Origin of the sequence: Sandarakinorhabdus sp. (assembly GCF_031422795.1) — a bacterium.
GTDB lineage: Bacteria > Pseudomonadota > Alphaproteobacteria > Sphingomonadales > Sphingomonadaceae > Sandarakinorhabdus.
In genome coordinates this window covers 1-16903 of record NZ_JANPML010000149.1, presented here as the reverse complement: position 1 = coordinate 16903, position 16903 = coordinate 1, and the positions used below count along the sequence as shown (strand labels likewise).

The window sequence follows — 16903 nt, the reverse complement described above, 5'->3', positions numbered from 1 at the left end:
TTTGGCCAGTTCCACTTCGGCACCCTTGCCGCCGTGGTTCAAGCGCTTGTAGTGATTATGGACCGCGACCGAGAGCACGCGTTTGGCGTGGAACTGGCCGATCACATAATCATCGAGCACCTTGCAGATTTCACGCGGGGTTGGAACGTCGCCGGATTTTTTCACCAGCGCCGTCTTGGTTTCCTCGCGGATGATGTCGTTGCACAGCTCCACGCATTCATCGCAGATGAAAACGGTCGGGCCCGCGATCAGCTTCCTGACCTCGTGCTGGCTCTTGCCACAGAAGCTGCAGTAAAGCGTGCCTTTGCTATCGCTGCCGCCCAGCTTCGTCATGGTTGTCCTTCCTCTGGCCCGCCGTGTTCGGGCTGGCCTTTTACATGCCGGCAATCGTCAAGGTGACTTGGCTGCACCGGCACCGATAATCAGTGCCAGTTATGCCACCGGCCAAACAGTGTAGCGATGATTCGGCCCTTGCCGCAAGGGCGGCCGCCGCCAAACTGTCACATCATTGCAACCATGCTGGCAGCAAACGCTCCAATCATGGCCGTTCAGGCGGCCAATTGCTCACCTTCGGTCGGCAGCGGGCGTTTTTCCATCACGGCATCGATCAGGCCGAATTCCTGGGCTTCCTCCGGGCTCATGAACTTGTCGCGGTCCATCGCCGCTTCGATGAAGCCAATATCCTTGCCGGTGTGCTTGGCATAAAGTTCGTTCAGGCTGGCGCGCATGCGCAGAATCTCACGCGCCTGGATTTCGATATCCGATGCCATGCCCTGCGCCCCGCCCGAAGGCTGGTGAATCATGATGCGGGCATTCTTCAGCGCGATGCGCTTGCCCGGCGCGCCGGCCGACAACAGGAAACTGCCCATCGATGCCGCCTGGCCCACGCACACGGTGGCCACATCCGGGCGGATATATTGCATCGTGTCGTAAATCGCCATGCCCGAGGTGACGACCCCGCCCGGCGAATTGATGTACATGTAGATGTCTTTCTTGGGATTTTCCGATTCCAGAAAGAGCAATTGGGCCACGATCAGCGACGCCATCGTGTCTTCCACCTGGCCGTTCACGAACACGATGCGATCGCGCAGCAGGCGGGAGAAGATATCGAAACTGCGTTCACCGCGGTTCGAACTTTCGATGACGATGGGAACGAGACCGGACGTGATAGGGCCGGCGGTCGGATTGATCATGACAGACTCCTTTGATCCCCTAGTTCGGACGTTTGCGGCGCAAGTTCAAGGGGGCAAAGCCAGTCCATGGCAGCACAGGGCCGTGGCGGCGTGCGATTTCCAGCGGCTGATCGATCCAGCGGAACAAGGCGTAGGCCACAATGGCAATGATCGGCAGCGCCGCCAGCTTGAACGCCATCCCGTGCAAGGGCGCCAACGCGGCCAGCAAAGCGATCACCGGCGCATGCACCAGATACAGCGCATAGGATGCATCGCCCAAGGCCTTGTCGCGCGCCGAACTGGGGCCGGCCAGCACCCAGGCCACCAGCGGCAGCAAGGGCAGCGACCAGGCCAGATGCGCCAACTGCTCCAGGACGGGAGAAAATCCGTCCGCCTTGAACACCAGCGGCCGGGTTGCCGGCCAGGCGGCCAGCCCGGCGCCGATAACGGCAAACAGCGCCAGCCCGGCGAGCACCGGGCCCGCACTCCATTGCCACCGCACCCGGGTGAGCCACATGCCGGCAGCGAAGGCCGGCAGATACAACAGGAAGCTCCAGGCGCCGCGCGTCATCAGCCAGATGCCCACACACCAGGCGATACCAGCCACCAGCCCCAGTTGCAGGCCCGATAAGCGCCGCACCAACAGCCACATCAGCGGCAAGGCAAGGTAGAATTGCAGTTCCAGATCCAGCGACCAGTCCACGGACAGCAGCAGATCACCACGGCTGGCGCTGCCCAGCAGCAGCAGGCCAGCCGGAAGATCGGTCGATCTTGGCAGGCCGACGGCGCCAAACATCAACCATGTCACGCCGGACACCAGCGCAAACAGCGGCCAGACGCGCAGGAAACGCCCCATGACAAAGCCGGTGATGCTCTGGTTGCTGCTGTGCCAGCGCCGCGACACCCAATAGCCGCTGAGCACGAAGAACAGCACCACGGCCGGTCGCCCGATATTGAGCGCCGACATGTGCGACACCAACACGACCAGCGCCAGCAGCAGCCGCAGGGCGCCTGGGCCGGGTCGAAGGCGGGCAAGCAGCATCGGACGCGTCCTTCCGGGCGGCGCGACACAGTGGACCAGTCCCCCCGGTGAGCGCAGCCACGCTTCACCCGTGAGTCACGACCGCAAACAGCGAGAGTTAAGCCGGCCTGGCTTTGCGCCACAGGCGCTGGCGGCGGGCTTCCAGCGGCCGATCGATGCCCATGAACAATGCGATGCTCACCACCATGATGGCCACGACGGCCACCAGCTTGCTGCCGGCACTGGTCATCGGCATCACCTCGGCGAGCAGCCGCACCACCGGCAGGTGCACCAGGTAGAGCGGGTAAGACAGATCGCCGAGCCAGCGATCAAGCCGGTCCGACGGCTGGTTGATGTTCCACGCCACAAAGGGCGCCAGCAGCAGGATCCACGCCATGTGGCCAAGATTCTCGGCCAGGCTGTCGGTGAACTGCGCCTTGAACAACAACCCGCCCAGCGCCGGCACCATGGCGGCGGCCAGCGTAAAGGCCGCCGCGGCGACAAGGCTGGCGCGGACCTGACTGCCGCTGGGCTGCCAGTGCAGGCGATAGAAGGCAAACCCGGCAAGAAAGGCCGGCAGATAAAAAAGCAGTGTGGGCACATGCGCGGCAAACAGCGCGATACCCAGGCCAAAGGCCGCCACGGCGATCGCCAACAGCCAGCGCGGCGGCAGTCGCTGCGCCGCCAGGGTGATCAACGGGATGGCCAGATAGAATTGCAGTTCGATATCAAGCGACCACGACACGCCAATCACGTCCCCGGAACGCGCCGCCAGCCCAAGCAAGGTGAGCGCCGACCACAGGCTTTCCGGGCGCACTGGTGAGGCATGAGCGTGGAGCAGCCAGGCCACCACGGTGGTGACGGCATAGAGCGGCCAGACCCGCAGGGTTCGACTGACATAAAAGGCCGGCACGCTGGCCTGCCAGCCGGCAAGCAGACGCGACACCCAATAGCCACTGAGCATGAAGAACAGCAGCACGGCTGGTCGGCCGATATTCAGGCTGGTGAGGTGTGAAACCACCACCATCGCTGCGAGGACGAATCGCAGCATGCCAGGACCGAGCAGCCGCAGCTGCGGCATTACTCGGCGGCTTTTTTGGCGGCCTTCTTGGGCTTGGCAGGAGCGGCTTCAGCGGCCGGCTCGGCATCGGCCTGCTTGGCTACTGCCTTCTTGGCAGGCGCCTTTTTCACTGGTTCTGCCGTCTCAGCGGCCGGTTCGGCCTTGGCCTTGGCCGCCTTCTTCGGCTTGGCGGGCGCATGGTCATGATCGTGATCATGGCCACAACCCGGGCCGTGGACGTGACCGGCGCCAGAAGCATTGGGGGACTCGTCTTCGCTTTCGATTGCGGCTTCCAGTTCAGCGCGGGTCACGCTGCGTTCGGTGATCGCGGCCTGACCAATCAGGAAATCCACCACCTTGTCTTCATACAGCGGCGCGCGCAGCTGCATGGCGGCCATGGCGTTTTCCTGGAAGAACTTCACCGCCTTCTGCTGTTCAGCCGGGGCATAGCGCGCAGCTTCCTGGCCGATCAGGCGGTTCATTTCGGCCTGGGAAACATTCACGCCATTGCGCTGGCCGATTTCCGACAGCAGCAGGCCCAGGCGCACGCGGCGCACGGCGATGCGGCGATAATCTTCGCGCTCGGCTTCGATTTCGGCGCGAGCGGCTTCCGGATCGGCTTCACGGGCGGCTTCGCCTTCCAGCGTCTGCCATATCTGTTGGAATTCGGCTTCGACCATCGATTCCGGCACGTCGAAATCATGACGGGCAGCCAGGGTGTCGAGCAGCTTGCGCTTGAGGTAGGTGCGCGACAGCGTGCCGAGTTCGGCATCGAGCTGGTCCTTGAGGATTTCCTTCAGCGCATCGAGGCTGTCGAGGCCGAAGCCCTTGGCGAATTCATCGTCCAGCTTGGTTTCGGCCGGCACTTCCACGCCAGTCACCGTCACGTCGAACTCAGCTGGCTTGCCGGCCAGGTTGGCGGCGCCGTAATCGGCCGGGAAGCTCACTTTCAGGGTGCGCTGTTCATTGGCCTTGGCGCCGATCAGCTGGTCTTCAAAGCCGGGGATGAGCTGGCCGGAGCCGATCTTGACCCGCATGCCTTCGCCCTTGCCGCCATCGAACGGCACGCCATCCACCTTGCCTTCGAAATCGATCACCACCGTGTCGCCGGTCTTGGCCTTGTGCTTGGCCGGAGCGGGTTCGCTGCGCTGCGCCGATTCGGCGAGGCGGGCGAGCGCTGCATCCATGGCGGCGTCGTCAGCCGGGACCACTAGCTTTTCCAGCGCCAGATCGCTGGCCTTCACATCTTCGATGGTCGGCAGGATTTCGAGGGACACGGTGAAGCGGGCATCGCCTTCGTCCAGCAGTTCGCCATCGACATCCACCTGCGGCTGGGTCGCCGGGCGCAGGCCGTGATCGGCGATCACCTTGTTGACCCCGTCGTTCACGGCCGCCTGCAGCGCTTCACCGCGCAGGGCCGGGCCGTGCATCTTCTTCACCAGATTGGCGGGCACCTTGCCGGGGCGGAAGCCGGGCATCTTGATCGTCTTGGAGACTTCGGCCAGGCGCGCATCGAGGCGGGCGGCAATGGCATCGGCGGGGATCACCAGCGAATAAGCGCGGCGCAGGCCCTGGTTGGTGATTTCGGCAATCTGCATCGAGGAATCCGTCGTGTTGAATGTTGAAATTCTGGCGCGTTTGGCCCGTAGTTCAGCCGAAACGGGCAGCAGCATGATGGTGCGGGCGAAGGGACTCGAACCCCCACGTCTCTCGACACTGGAACCTAAATCCAGCGCGTCTACCAATTCCGCCACGCCCGCACTCGGGAAACGAGCGCCCGCCTATAGCAGCCACATTCCGGAGTGCAAGGCGGCAATGGCGTCTGCGCCGACAGAAGGAAAGCGCGAAGTGACGGCTTGCAAGCCGCCGGCGCGATCAGGCGAGGTTGAGCGAGACCGCCGTGGTGGCAAAGCCGGCCAGGACCAGCGCCGAGACCGAAGCGACAAGGCGACGGCGGCGCTGCGGCGAGCCGACAAAGCGCTGGATCATCGGATGGCTGCTGGTGCCCGAAACGGCCCACGCCATAAGGGCGATCCACAGCGCAAAGGAAAACAATGAGACGACGTTGAGGGCGGCGAGCAGGTGGCGATCCGGGTGGCGGTTCACATAGGCGACGCAGGCCGGCAGGAAATTGAACACGCACAGAAAAATGAAGATCCCGACGATAACCGTCAGAGCTGTTGTGCCTGCAACCATATACGCCTCCGTACGCTCAACAAGACGCAGCCGGAGCGAAACTCCGCCGGCACCCTTCCCCAAGGATGACCGAGCCGCCTGCCCGCAATGCGCCGAGTCGCGTTGCTAGCAGATGTCAAATTTACGTGTTGTTAACGATACTGCAAGACAAAATGTAACCATTTAGAAACAAAAATCGCCATAAAATGCCCCATTTTGGGGAAATGGCGGCGCGGGCGAGCGGAATCAGCCCAGCAGCCAGGTGCGGATCAGCAGGCCCACGGCGCCGACAACCGCTACGCCGGCCGCCCACAGGCCAACGAACCAGACCAGCCGGCGCGACAGCGGCGTTTCAGGCATAACCCTCGGCCCCGACCTTGCCGCGGAACAGCCAATAGCCATAGGCGGTGTAACCCAGGATCACCGGCAGCAGCAGGCCCACACCGACCAGCATGAAGCTTTGCGCGTTGGCCGCCGTAGCCGCCTGCCAGATCGTTACCTGCCCCGGCACCGCCCACGGAAAGATGGAAATGCCCAGCCCGACAAAGGTGAGCAGGAACAGCAGTTCGGCGAGCAGGAAGGGCGCGACCTCGGCTCGGCGCTTGAGGGCGCGGATGAACAGCAGGCCGGTAATGGCCAGCAGGATCGGCACCGGTGCCGAGAAATAGAGGCCCGGCGCTTCGAACCAGCGGCTGAAATAATCATGGTTCAGGAACGGCGTGGACAGGCTGACCGATGCGATGGCGGCAAAGCTGGCCGCGCCGCCGCGCCACGCCATGCGATAGGCATGATCCTGCACGGCGCCTTCGGTACGCCAGATCAGCCAGCACGCGCCCAGCAGCGCATAGGCCGCCACCACCGAGGCACCGGTGAGCAGCGAGAACGGCGACAGCCAATCCCACCAGCCGCCGGCATAGCTGCGACCTGAAACCTTCACGCCTTGCAGCACCGCGCCAAGGATCACGCCCTGCGCGAACGCCGCCAGCGTGGAACCCGCAAAAAAGGCGAAATCCCACAGCCAGATGCGCGTGGTGCGAGCGCGATATTTGAAGGCGACGCCGCGAAAGATCAGGCCCAGCAGCATGGCGATCAGGGGCGCATAAACAGCCGGCATCAGGATTGCATAAGCCAGCGGAAAGGCTGCGAACACACCGCCGCCGCCCAGCACCAGCCAAGTCTGGTTGGCGTCCCACACCGGCTTGATGGTGGCGATGGCAGTTTCCCGCTCCGGCCCCGGCTTCAGGCCAGGAAACAGGATGCCGATGCCCAGATCAAAGCCGTCGGTGACGACGTAGATGAAAATCGCCAGGCCAATGATGCCAGCCCAGACGAGGGTGAGGAAGGGATCGGGTGCCATCGCGTCACTCCGCTGGCTGCAGGCCGATTGCGGCCTCGGGCGGCACGCTGCCGACTTCGACCGCTTCTTCATCGGAAGCTTCGGGTTCTCCCGGCGTGGGCTCGGTCGCCATCAGCTTGATGATGAACCAGGTGCCAACCCCGAACACAAAGAAATAGACGATGACAAAGGCAATCAGCGAGGCGGCGACGGCGGGGGCTGCCAGCGGCGAGGCACTGTCGGCGGTGCGCAACAGACCGAAAATGGTGAAGGGCTGGCGGCCGGTTTCCGTGGTGATCCAGCCCGCCAGCACCGCCACGAATCCGGCCGGCCCCATCGCCAGCGCGAGGCGCTGCTGCCAGACATTGTCGAACAGGCGGCCACGCAGCGCATTGAACGCCGCCCAGCCGCCGAGCAACAGCATAAGGACACCCAAGCCCACCATCACGCGGAAGGCATAGAAGGGGAAGGCCACCTTGGCGCGGTTTTGCGGGAGCACCTTGTCGAGGCCCGTGGTGGCGGCCTCGATATCATGTTGCAGCACCAGGCTGCCCAGCGCCGGGATTTCCACCTTATAATGCATTTTCTGCGCGGCATCATCGGGCACGCCGAACAGGATCAGCGGCGAAGCGCGGTCGTAACTTTCATAATGGCCTTCCATCGCCGCGATCTTCGCCGGTTGGTGCTGCAACGTGTTCACGCCATGCTCGTGGCCGGCCAGCACCTGCAGCGGCGCGGTCACGGCGACCATGCCCATCGCCATGGCAAACATGATCCGCGTCGCCGGCTGGGCGGCACGGTTCAGCTTGCGGTCCTTCAGCAGGTGAAACGCACCGACCGCCCCCACCACGAGGGCAGTGGTGAGATACGCACCCAGCAATGTGTGAGTGAGGCGGTAAGGCATGGACGGGTTGAAGATCACCAGCCACCAATCGGTCGCATAAAATTGCCCATTGGCGCCAATGGCAAAGCCTTGCGGCGTCTGCATCCAGCTGTTGACCACGATGATCCAGAACGCCGAAACCGTGGTGCCGATGGCCACCAGGCAGGTGGCGAGGAAATGCAGTTTCTTGCCGACCCGGTTCAGCCCGAACAGCATGACGCCCAGGAAACCCGATTCCAGGAAGAAGGCCGACAGCACTTCATAGGCCATCAATGGGCCAATCACCGGGCCGGCCTTGTCCGAAAACGCTGACCAGTTGCTGCCGAACTGATAGGCCATGACGATGCCCGAAACGACGCCCATGCCAAAGGCGATGGCAAAGATTTTCAGCCAATAGTGGAACAGCTGCAGATAGACATCGCGGCCGGTTTTCAGCCACAGCCCTTCCAATACAGCCAGATAGCTGGCCAACCCGATCGAGAAGGCCGGGAAGATGAAGTGGAACGACACGGTGAAGGCGAACTGGATGCGGGCCAGCGTAAGGGCGGAAACTTCGTCGAACATGATGACCAACAGCCTCCTTCCCGGCACGGCGCAAGCGGTGTAGGCGCAGGCGGGATCAACAAGCGGCCTTCTGGCGGGGAATCATGGCTTCGGACATTGAAATTGCGCGGGCAGCGACATTGCGCCCCATCCGCGACATTGCGAGCACGCTGGGCCTGTTGGAAGCCGACATCGAGCCTTACGGCCACCATATCGCCAAGATCAGTGCGAAAACGCTGGCCGCATTGCGCGCGCGGGTGCCGGGAAAGCTGATTCTGGTGACGGCAGTGAACCCGACGCCGGCGGGGGAAGGCAAGACCACCACAACGGTTGGCCTGGCCGACGCGCTGAACCGGATCGGCCGCCGCGCCGTCATCGCGCTGCGTGAGCCCAGCCTGGGCCCGGTGTTCGGCCGCAAGGGCGGCGCCACCGGCGGCGGCCAGGCGCAGGTGCTGCCGATGGAGAAGATCAACCTGCATTTCACCGGCGATTTCCACGCCATCACCTCGGCCCACAATCTGCTCGCCGCGATGATCGACAATGCGGTGCATTTCGGGACACCGATGCCATCGGGTGCCGCCATCAACCCGCGCACCGTCACGTGGCGGCGCGTGCTGGACATGAACGACCGCGCGCTCAGGCAGATCGTGTCGGGCATGGGCACCGGCAATCACCCGCTGCGCGAAACCGGCTTCGACATCACGGTTGCGTCTGAAGTGATGGCCATCCTGTGCCTTGCCGACGATGTGGCCGATCTGCAGGCCCGCCTTGCCCGCATCCGGGTGGCCAAGGATAGCGCCGGCAACCCGGTCACCGCTGGCGATATCGGCGCGGCCGGTGCCATGGCGGCGCTGCTGCTCGATGCCATGCAGCCCAATCTGGTGCAGTCCATCCACGGCTCCCCGGCCCTCATCCACGGCGGGCCGTTCGCCAATATCGCCCATGGCTGCAATTCGGTGATCGCCACCCGCGCCGCGCTGGCACTGGGAGAATTTGCCGTGACAGAAGCCGGCTTTGGCGCGGATCTGGGCGCGGAGAAATTCGCCCACATCAAGTGCCGCTCTGCCGGGCTGGCCCCGGCCGTCGCCGTGGTGGTCGCCACCGTGCGCGCGCTCAAATATCATGGCGGCGCGGGCCTGGCTGATCTGGGCAAGGCCGATGCCCATGCGCTGCACGGCGGGCTTGCGGTGCTGGCGCGTCACGTCGAAAATCTGCAAAGCCTCGGCTTGCCCGTCGCGGTGGCCATCAATGCATTCAGCAACGACCGACCGGAAGAGCAGGCCGCTGTGCTGGCGTATTGCCGCGACACGCTTGGGGTAGCCGTCCACCTGTGCAACCACTGGGCCGAAGGCCCGGCCGGCGCCGAAGCGCTCGCGCGCAGCGTCGCTGCCCTGGCCGACGCCAATGTCGATCCGCACGCCAGTTTCACCCCGCTTTATGCCACCGGCACCGATGTGTTCGACGCACTCACCACCGTCGCCACCCGCATCCACCGCGCCGCCCATGTCACCCTGTCGGCAGCTGCACACAAGCAGCTCGCCGCGCTGCGCCACGAAGGCCTCGCCAATCTGCCGGTGTGCCTCGCCAAGACGCCCTACAGCTTCACCGCCGACGAAAAAGTGCGCGGCGCGGTGTTCGGCCACGATCTGCCGATCCGCGAACTGCGACTGGCGGCCGGCGCCGGCTTTATCGTTGCCCTGGCCGGCGAAATCGCCACCATGCCCGGCCTGCCCAAAATGCCTTCAGCGTTGGGCATCCACCTTGATACGGAAGGCCGGATCGAAGGATTGAGCTAAAGCCGCTCCAGCTTCAGCCATTTCGGATCGCCGGCCCAGGCACGGTGGAAAGCCAGTTCGGCCGCGGCGGACTCGGCCTTGTGCCCGGCCGCCGCTTCGCTGCGCGCCAGGCCAAAGAGCGCCCAGCCGTTGCGCGGCGTCTGCGCCAGCGCCGCGCGGAACGCCTCTGACGCGCCGGCGGCATCGCCCGCCAGCAGCCGCGCCGCACCCAGCGACTGGTTCACCGGATAATGCCAGTAACTGGGCTCCATATAGGGAATGCGCGTCTCGATGGCGGCGGCGACGCGGAAATGCGCGGCGGCCACGACATGCAGCCCCTTTGCCATCGCCCAGCGCCCGCGCGCGACATTGTCGGCCAACCGGATGATGTCGGGCAACGGCACCGCCTGATCGACCAGCGCCTTGGTGCCGGGATGATCCTTGAGCGCTCCCAGCGCCTTCAGTTCGGCATCGAAAGCCGCACGATCGCCGGTGCCCGCAAAAGCCACGGCGCGGGCGAAATGATACATGGTGCCGGCCAGCGGCAGCCGCGTATCGGGCGCCGGCATGGCCAGGATCTGGGCCGGCGTGCCGATCATCGCCATGGCCTGATAGGGCGCACCATCCACCGCCTGCACCGTGCCCAGGCTGGCCGAGGTTTCGGCATCGAGCAGGCTGGCCAGCCGCTTTGATTCCTGCATCACGGTGGCCATGTCGCCCGCCATCAGTGCCGAGGTGACGATGAAATGGACATTGTGCGGGTAATAGCCATAGCGCAGCATGCCGTTGTCGCCAGTGGCGGCAATCCAGGCTTCATCGGCGCGGGCGGCGGCGATGTTGACGCGGATCGAATCCTGATAACGCCCGCGCCGGTGCCAGATGTGCGACGGCATGTGCACCAGGTGGGCGGCGCTGCCCACGCTGGCCGTGGCGAGCCGGTCCGCCGCCGCTTCGGCCCGGGCCGGATCGGGCAGTTCCATCATGTGGATATACAGGTGCGCGGCCTGGGCGTGGCCGGGATTGCGCGCCAGCACGGTTTCCAGCAGCCGCACCGCCTCCCCGCTGCGGCCCACCGGCTTGCCGTCGGGCAGCCAGTAATTCCACGGCGAGGTATCCATTACCGCTTCGGCAGTGAGCACGGCGATCTCGTCGTCATGCGGGTAACGCGCGGCCACTGCCAGCATGGCATCGGCATAGGCGGCATCCAGCGCGGCGCGATCCGCGTTTTCGTCGCGCGAATAGCGGGCGGCCAGCGCAGCGATCAGTGATTGCCCCATGGGGCTGGCGCTGTCCTTCAGGGCCAGCGCCCGTTCCAGCGCAGCAAGCGCCGCCGGGCGGTCGCGCCCGTCCATCGGCGCGTTGATGTTGGGGCCCAGCGCCATCGCCTCTCCCCACCAGCACAGCGCACACGCCGGATCCAGCTGCTGGGCGCGGCGGAACGCCGCCACCGCGCCGGCATGGTTGAAGCCATAGGCCAGCATCAACCCTTGCGTGAACCACAGCCGCACATCGGCCTTCGTCGGCGCCAGCGACAACGGGGTGGCGGCAAGATCGGGCAGGAACGGCGTGCCGCCGGCCGCACTGGCCGGCGCGGCCACGGCAGCCGCCGCGATCAGGGCGCGCATCAGGCTGGTGCCACCCTCGCGCTGGGCGCACAGTGCTTCGGCCTGGGTGGTGGGGTCAAGCGCGGCGAGCAGAGCCGGTGAAAGCGCAGGTTCGCTGGCCGTGACGGGCACCAGCAGGCCCGTAAGCAGCAGCAGATGGCGCGCAGCGTTGATCATGGTCGGCCTTCCCCAACAGCGACAACTGCAGTGTGCCAGATCAGGCCGGCTTAGAACAGGCCGGCGAGCGGCAGCCGGCCCAGCAGACGCAGGGCGATGCGCTGCAGGGCGGTGGTGCCGGGTTCGGGATGGATCAGATAGTCATCCTCGCGCCAGCCAAGCTGGCCTTGGTGCAGTTCCAGCGCCCAGGCAAAGCGCGGCAGGCCGGCGTCGAGCGCCGCTTCGAGCGTGCTGGCCAGCCGCGGTGAATCAATCACGAAGCCCATTTCGGTGTTGAGCCGCCACGAACGCGGATCGAAGTTCATCGAGCCGACGAACAGCCAGCGGCCATCGGCGACATAGGTTTTGGCGTGGAGTTCGCTGGCACTGGCGCGAAAGAAGCTGGTGGCCGGGCGGCGGCGGCGCAGGCGGCGCGGGATCAGGCCCAGCGTCGCGCGATCCCCCTCCGCCCCGCGCATTTCCCACAGCCGCACCCCGGCGCTGAGCAAACGCTTTCGCCACGGCGCGTAATAGGCGTGAACCAGAACGACATTGTTGGACAACAGGGAGTTGGTGAGCACATCAACCCGCACGCCCTGTGCAGCCAGATCGCAGAGCAGCGCCTTGCTGGCACGGGTGGGCACGAAATAGGCCGATACCAGCAGCAGGCGCTGCCGGGCCGACGCCATCGTGGTCAGCAATCGCGGCAGCATCAGCTCCGCCTCGGCCAATGTGCCGCTGATCTTTTCGGGCGGATCGCTGAGCATGGTGAGCGGCGCCCATTCGAAATCCTGCGATTCATCCAGCAGGGCGAGCGTCGCCGGGCTGGCGGCAGCAGCCAGATAGGTGGCGCGCCGGTCAACGGGTGGGGCCGGCAGCAGTGGCTTTGCGCCCGAGCGAGCCAGCCGGGCCAGCGGCACCGCCTCCGGGCAATCCCAATAACGCTGGAAATCGGCGGCCACTTCGCCGGCAATCGCACCAATGGCCAGCGCATCGAGATCGGCCGCCAGTTCCACATGGCCGGCATCGAAATATTCATCGCCGATGTTGCGGCCGCCGATCACGGTGGCGATGCCGTCCACCGTCAGGCTCTTGTTGTGCATGCGCCGATTCAGGCGGGCAAAATCGAACACGGCATTGGGCCAGCGCGGCCAGCGCAGGCGGGCCGGATTGAACAGCCGCACGGTGAGGCCGGGCAGCGCCGTCACCAGATGCTCCACCGCCGCGCAGCCGAAATCATCGAGCAGCAGCCGCACCCTCACCCCGCGCGCTGACGCTTCGGCCAGTTCATCCAGCAGCAGCCGGCCGGCGACATCATCGCGCCAGATATAATATTGCACATCGATGTTGGTCTGCGCCCGCCGGATCAGCGCAATGCGCACCGCCAGCGCCGCCGGGCCGTCGTCGAGCAATTGCACCCCGCTGCGGCCAGGGTGCGATTCGCACAGCCGGGCCAGTGCCAGCGTCATGCGGCCAGCCGGACGAAAATGGGCAGATGATCCGATGCCACCCGCGCCAGGGCCGAGGCATGGACAGACGCTTCGGCCAGGTGAAGGGCATGATGCGCAAACACCCGGTCCAGCCGGCCGATCGGCAGCCGCGCCGGAAAACTGGGGCCCAGCGCCACTTCGCGCCAGTGCCGCGCCAACGCCGCGAGCGCCGCGCCGCCCTTTCGCCATTCGTTGAAATCGCCCATCACCAGCTCCGGCGGATTGCCGGGCGCGCGTGCCACCGCATCGATGATGGCGTGCATCTGCCGGGCGCGCGCCAGGCCCGACAGATCGAGATGCGCGCCGACCAGCCGCAGCACGTGATTGCCGTGCGCGATATCTGCCAGCACCGCCCCGCGCGGCTCCAGTGATGGCAGCGTGATGCGGTGACTGTGCGTAAGCCGCACATCGCCGCGCACCAGCACAGCATTGCCATGCCAGCCCAGCGCCGCGCGGCCTTCGTGATGCTGTTGGCCCAGCGGCGCCGCCTGCCAGCCGCGCGCGCGCAGCAAGGGTTCGGGCAGCACCGAAGTGCGCAGGCCCAGCCGCGTGTCCGCCTCTTGCAGCACGGCCACATCGGCGCCGATCTCGTCCAGCACAGCAAGGATGCGTTCGGGCTCGCGCCGGCCATCGGTGCCGACAGCCTTGTGGATGTTGTAACTGGCAATGATGAGCGTCACCCGGTCACGCTAGCACAGGCGCGGCCGTGACAATAATCGGCTGGCCGAGCGAGTGCCCGGCCAGCCGACGAATGATCAATCAGGCCGCAACCAACCGGCGACGGCGCAGTGTGCCGCCAACCAGGCCAAAGCCCGCAAGCAGCATCGCCCAGCTGGACGGTTCGGGGATTGCGCTCAGGTTGGCGCGAATTTCACCGCCCGGGAAGGCAGCGGTGTGCAGGTTGAAATAGCCCTGGCCAGCGTTGAGGCCGGCCAGCAGACGCGCCTGGGCGCCGGCTGCAGTGCCGCCGCCGGCGGTCAGGAAGCCAGAAGTGTAGGTGGAGCCGAGCGTGAGATCGAACAGGCGGCTGATCGAACCACTGCTGATCGCCGGCGGTGCAAAATCGATGGCGACAGGGCCGTTGGCTGTCGGCAAGGCGCAGCAGTGGATATGGGCTGCCCGAAGCGGGCCGGTCACCCCGGTAAAGTTGATCTGGACAGTCGCAAAGCGATTATCATCACTGATGCGGAAATCACCGATGCCAGTGCCCGCGCTGGCACGAACCGGCACTTCGTTGGCGCCGGAAAATGTGCCGCGAAAAGTGGTGGCGGTGGCTGGACTTGCAGCAATCATCAGCGCCGCAGCGCCGAACAACATGGCCTTGATCATGGGTGAACCCTCATTGGCCGAGGGGCAATACCCTCGCTTAACCATATACGCCGGAGTGCGGCCTGTGGTTCAGCGGCAAGATGGTCGCAGCAGATTGACACAATGTCGCAGCGTCGGGGTCGCAGCGTCGGGGTCGCAGCGGCGGGGTTCTTGCTTTCGGGAGGCGCTTGCGTTTGCCGAGAAAGGACAGTATTATTGACCAATATTGGAAGATTGGGAACAGCATATGGTCGCCGGACTGCCGCCAGTAAGCCTGGAAGACAAATACCGCTTTCGCGATGGCCGGGTGTTCATGTCGGGCGTGCAAGCCCTTGTCAGACTTCCGCTGGTGCAGAAATGGCGCGATACCGCCGCCGGGCTCAACACTGGCGGCTTCATTTCCGGCTATCGCGGTTCACCGCTGGGCGGGTATGATCAGGAATTGTGGCGCGCCAAGAAGTGGCTGAAGGAACAGGATATCCACTTCGTTCCCGGCGTGAACGAGGAACTGGGTGCCACCGCGGTGTGGGGCAGCCAACATGTGGCGCTGAACCCGTCGGCGCAGCGCGATGGCGTGTTCGGCATCTGGTATGGCAAGGGCCCCGGCCTTGATCGCGCCATGGATGTGCTCAAGCACGGCAACGCTGCCGGCACCTCGGCCCATGGCGGCGTGCTCGCCATCGTGGGCGATGATCACGGCGCCAAATCCTCCACCCTGCCCCACCAGAGCGACCATAATTTCCAGGCCGCCTTCGTGCCGTTCCTGGCGCCTTCATCGGTGCATGAATTCGTCGAATATGGCCTGCTGGGCATCGCCATGAGCCGTTTTGCCGGCACCTGGGTTGGCTTCAAGGCAACGGCTGACACGGTGGAAACCAGCGCCACCGTCGATTTATCGCACGAAAACCGCTCCATCATCATCCCCCAGTTCGAATTCCCCGATGGCGGCGTCCACATCCGCCCCGGCGATATCTGGCGCGAGGAAGACACCCGCCTGCAACGCTACAAGGGCTTTGCCGCCATGGCGTTTGCCAAGGCCAACGGCATCGACCGCGTGGTGTGGGATTCACCGCGCCCGCGCATCGGCATCGTTTCCACCGGCAAGGCCTTTGCCGACACGATGGAAGCGCTGGACGAACTGGGCATCGATGCCAAGGTCGCCGCCGATATCGGCCTCAAGGTCTACAAGGTCGGCATGCCGTGGCCGCTGGAGCCCGATGGCATGCGCGCCTTTGCCGAAGGCCTCGATGAAGTGCTCGTGATCGAGGAAAAGCGCGAATTCGTCGAGCATCAGCTGAAATGGCAGCTGTATAACTGGCGCGAGTCCGTGCGCCCGCGCGTTGTCGGCAAGCATGACGAGAGCGGCGAATGGCTGCTCAGCCCCGACAACGAGCTTTCGCCCGGCGTCATCGCCCATGTGATTGCCGCTCGCCTGCAGCATTTCCACGACACCGATCGGATTCGCGCTGCGCTGGCCTTCTTCCGCGATCAGGCCGGCAAGGCCGCCGCCTATCAGACGCCGGTGAAGCGCAGCCCCTATTTCTGCTCCGGCTGCCCGCACAACACCTCTACCAAGGCGCCAGAAGGCCAGCGCGCCTTGGCCGGCATCGGCTGCCACATCATGGCACTGTGGATGGACCGCGCCGAAACCTTTACCCAGATGGGCGGCGAAGGCGTGACCTGGGTGGGTGAAGCCCCGTTCGTTGGCGAAAACCACGTGTTCGCCAATGTGGGCGACGGCACCTATTTCCATTCCGGCATTCTCGCCATCCGCCAGTCCATCGCGGCCGGCGTCAACATCACCTACAAGATCCTGTATAACGATGCTGTCGCCATGACCGGTGGCCAAAAGCACGACGGCGAATTGTCGGTCGATCAGATCGCTGCGCAGATGCTGGCCGAACATGCCAAAAAGGTCGTCATCCTCACCGAAGACCTTGCCCGATATAAGGGCGTCACCATCCCGAAAGCCGTGCGCCTGCTCGATCGCGGTGAGCTGGAGAATATTTCCCAGGAATTCGCCGCCACACCGGGCTGCACGGTGATCATCTTCGATCAGACCTGCGCCGCCGAAAAGCGTCGCCGTCGCAAGCGCAAGCAGCTGGTTGATCCGGCCCGCCGCATCTTCATCAACACCGCCACCTGCGAAGGCTGCGGCGATTGTTCGGTGCAATCCAACTGCGTCTCCGTCGAGCCGGTGGAAACCGAATTCGGCCGCAAGCGCCGCATCAACCAATCGAGCTGCAACAAGGATTACAGCTGCGTCAAAGGCTTCTGCCCCAGCTTCGTGACGGTGGACGATGCCGAAGTGAAGAAATCCAAGGCGGAATTCGATGTGGGCAACCTGGCTGATCCGGTGATCCCGGCGCCCGGCCATGGC

At 64.8% G+C, this 16903-nt stretch carries 15 protein-coding genes and 1 tRNA gene; 2 read left to right on the top strand and 14 right to left on the bottom strand.

The annotated features are described in order from the left end of the window. The 10 genes from RMO81_RS05565 to RMO81_RS05520 form a co-directional block, all read right to left on the bottom strand. On the bottom strand, positions 1 to 333 hold a 333-nt coding region (locus RMO81_RS05565), incomplete at its 3' end, for a ClpX C4-type zinc finger protein (protein WP_310474777.1). Between the two features lie 215 nt (positions 334 to 548). Further along, complete coding sequence (gene clpP / locus RMO81_RS05560) at positions 549 to 1193, bottom strand: ATP-dependent Clp endopeptidase proteolytic subunit ClpP (protein ID WP_310474776.1); 645 nt, start codon at positions 1191 to 1193, stop codon at positions 549 to 551. Positions 1194 to 1212: 19 nt separating this feature from the next. Next, positions 1213 to 2214 (bottom strand): acyltransferase, encoded by a 1002-nt coding sequence (locus RMO81_RS05555; RefSeq protein WP_310474774.1) that lies wholly within the window; start codon positions 2212 to 2214, stop codon positions 1213 to 1215. Between the two features lie 97 nt (positions 2215 to 2311). After that, the gene (locus RMO81_RS05550) at positions 2312 to 3244 is read right to left on the bottom strand and encodes an acyltransferase (protein WP_310474773.1); all 933 of its coding nucleotides are present in this window, start codon (positions 3242 to 3244) and stop codon (positions 2312 to 2314) included. Positions 3245 to 3273: 29 nt separating this feature from the next. Next, the gene (gene tig, locus RMO81_RS05545) at positions 3274 to 4851 is read right to left on the bottom strand and encodes a trigger factor (protein WP_310474772.1); all 1578 of its coding nucleotides are present in this window, start codon (positions 4849 to 4851) and stop codon (positions 3274 to 3276) included. A 77-nt stretch (positions 4852 to 4928) separates the two neighbouring features. Continuing rightward, positions 4929 to 5013, bottom strand: a tRNA-Leu gene (locus RMO81_RS05540). Between the two features lie 115 nt (positions 5014 to 5128). Beyond that, positions 5129 to 5449 carry a superinfection immunity protein gene (locus RMO81_RS05535; RefSeq protein ID WP_310474771.1) on the bottom strand — a complete coding sequence of 107 codons (321 nt, stop codon included), beginning with the start codon at positions 5447 to 5449 and terminating at the stop codon, positions 5129 to 5131. A gap of 225 nt (positions 5450 to 5674) precedes the next feature. Beyond that, entirely contained in the window at positions 5675 to 5788 is a 114-nt protein-coding gene (locus RMO81_RS05530; protein WP_310474770.1) for a DUF2474 domain-containing protein, read from the bottom strand. Continuing rightward, positions 5781 to 6785 (bottom strand): cytochrome d ubiquinol oxidase subunit II, encoded by a 1005-nt coding sequence (cydB, locus tag RMO81_RS05525; protein ID WP_310474769.1) that lies wholly within the window; start codon positions 6783 to 6785, stop codon positions 5781 to 5783. The genes RMO81_RS05530 and cydB overlap by 8 nt, the downstream gene beginning before the upstream one ends. Before the next feature lie 4 nt (positions 6786 to 6789). Next, positions 6790 to 8211: a cytochrome ubiquinol oxidase subunit I gene (locus tag RMO81_RS05520; RefSeq protein WP_310474768.1), complete on the bottom strand. Its 1422-nt coding sequence runs from the start codon at positions 8209 to 8211 to the stop codon at positions 6790 to 6792. Between the two features lie 83 nt (positions 8212 to 8294). On the opposite strand from RMO81_RS05520, the gene RMO81_RS05515 reads away from it, so the two are divergent. After that, complete coding sequence (locus RMO81_RS05515) at positions 8295 to 9986, top strand: formate--tetrahydrofolate ligase (protein WP_310474767.1); 1692 nt, start codon at positions 8295 to 8297, stop codon at positions 9984 to 9986. On the opposite strand, the gene RMO81_RS05510 is transcribed toward RMO81_RS05515, so the two are convergent. From RMO81_RS05510 to RMO81_RS05495, 4 genes are all read right to left on the bottom strand, one after another. After that, entirely contained in the window at positions 9983 to 11746 is a 1764-nt protein-coding gene (locus RMO81_RS05510) for a hypothetical protein (RefSeq protein WP_310474766.1), read from the bottom strand. The genes RMO81_RS05515 and RMO81_RS05510 overlap by 4 nt on opposite strands. A gap of 50 nt (positions 11747 to 11796) precedes the next feature. Next, positions 11797 to 13194, bottom strand: a complete 1398-nt coding sequence (locus RMO81_RS05505; protein ID WP_310474765.1) for a phospholipase D family protein — start codon at positions 13192 to 13194, stop codon at positions 11797 to 11799. Further along, positions 13191 to 13895, bottom strand: a complete 705-nt coding sequence (locus RMO81_RS05500; protein ID WP_310474764.1) for an endonuclease/exonuclease/phosphatase family protein — start codon at positions 13893 to 13895, stop codon at positions 13191 to 13193. Before RMO81_RS05500 ends, RMO81_RS05505 begins: the two co-directional genes overlap by 4 nt. Before the next feature lie 79 nt (positions 13896 to 13974). Continuing rightward, a complete protein-coding gene (locus RMO81_RS05495) occupies positions 13975 to 14544 on the bottom strand; it encodes a CHRD domain-containing protein (protein ID WP_310474763.1) in 570 nt (189 codons plus the stop codon). Positions 14545 to 14770: 226 nt separating this feature from the next. Between RMO81_RS05495 and RMO81_RS05490 the strand changes: the two genes are divergently transcribed. Further along, positions 14771 to 16903, top strand: a 2133-nt coding sequence (locus RMO81_RS05490) for an indolepyruvate ferredoxin oxidoreductase family protein (protein ID WP_310474761.1), incomplete at its 3' end; no start/stop codon positions are given.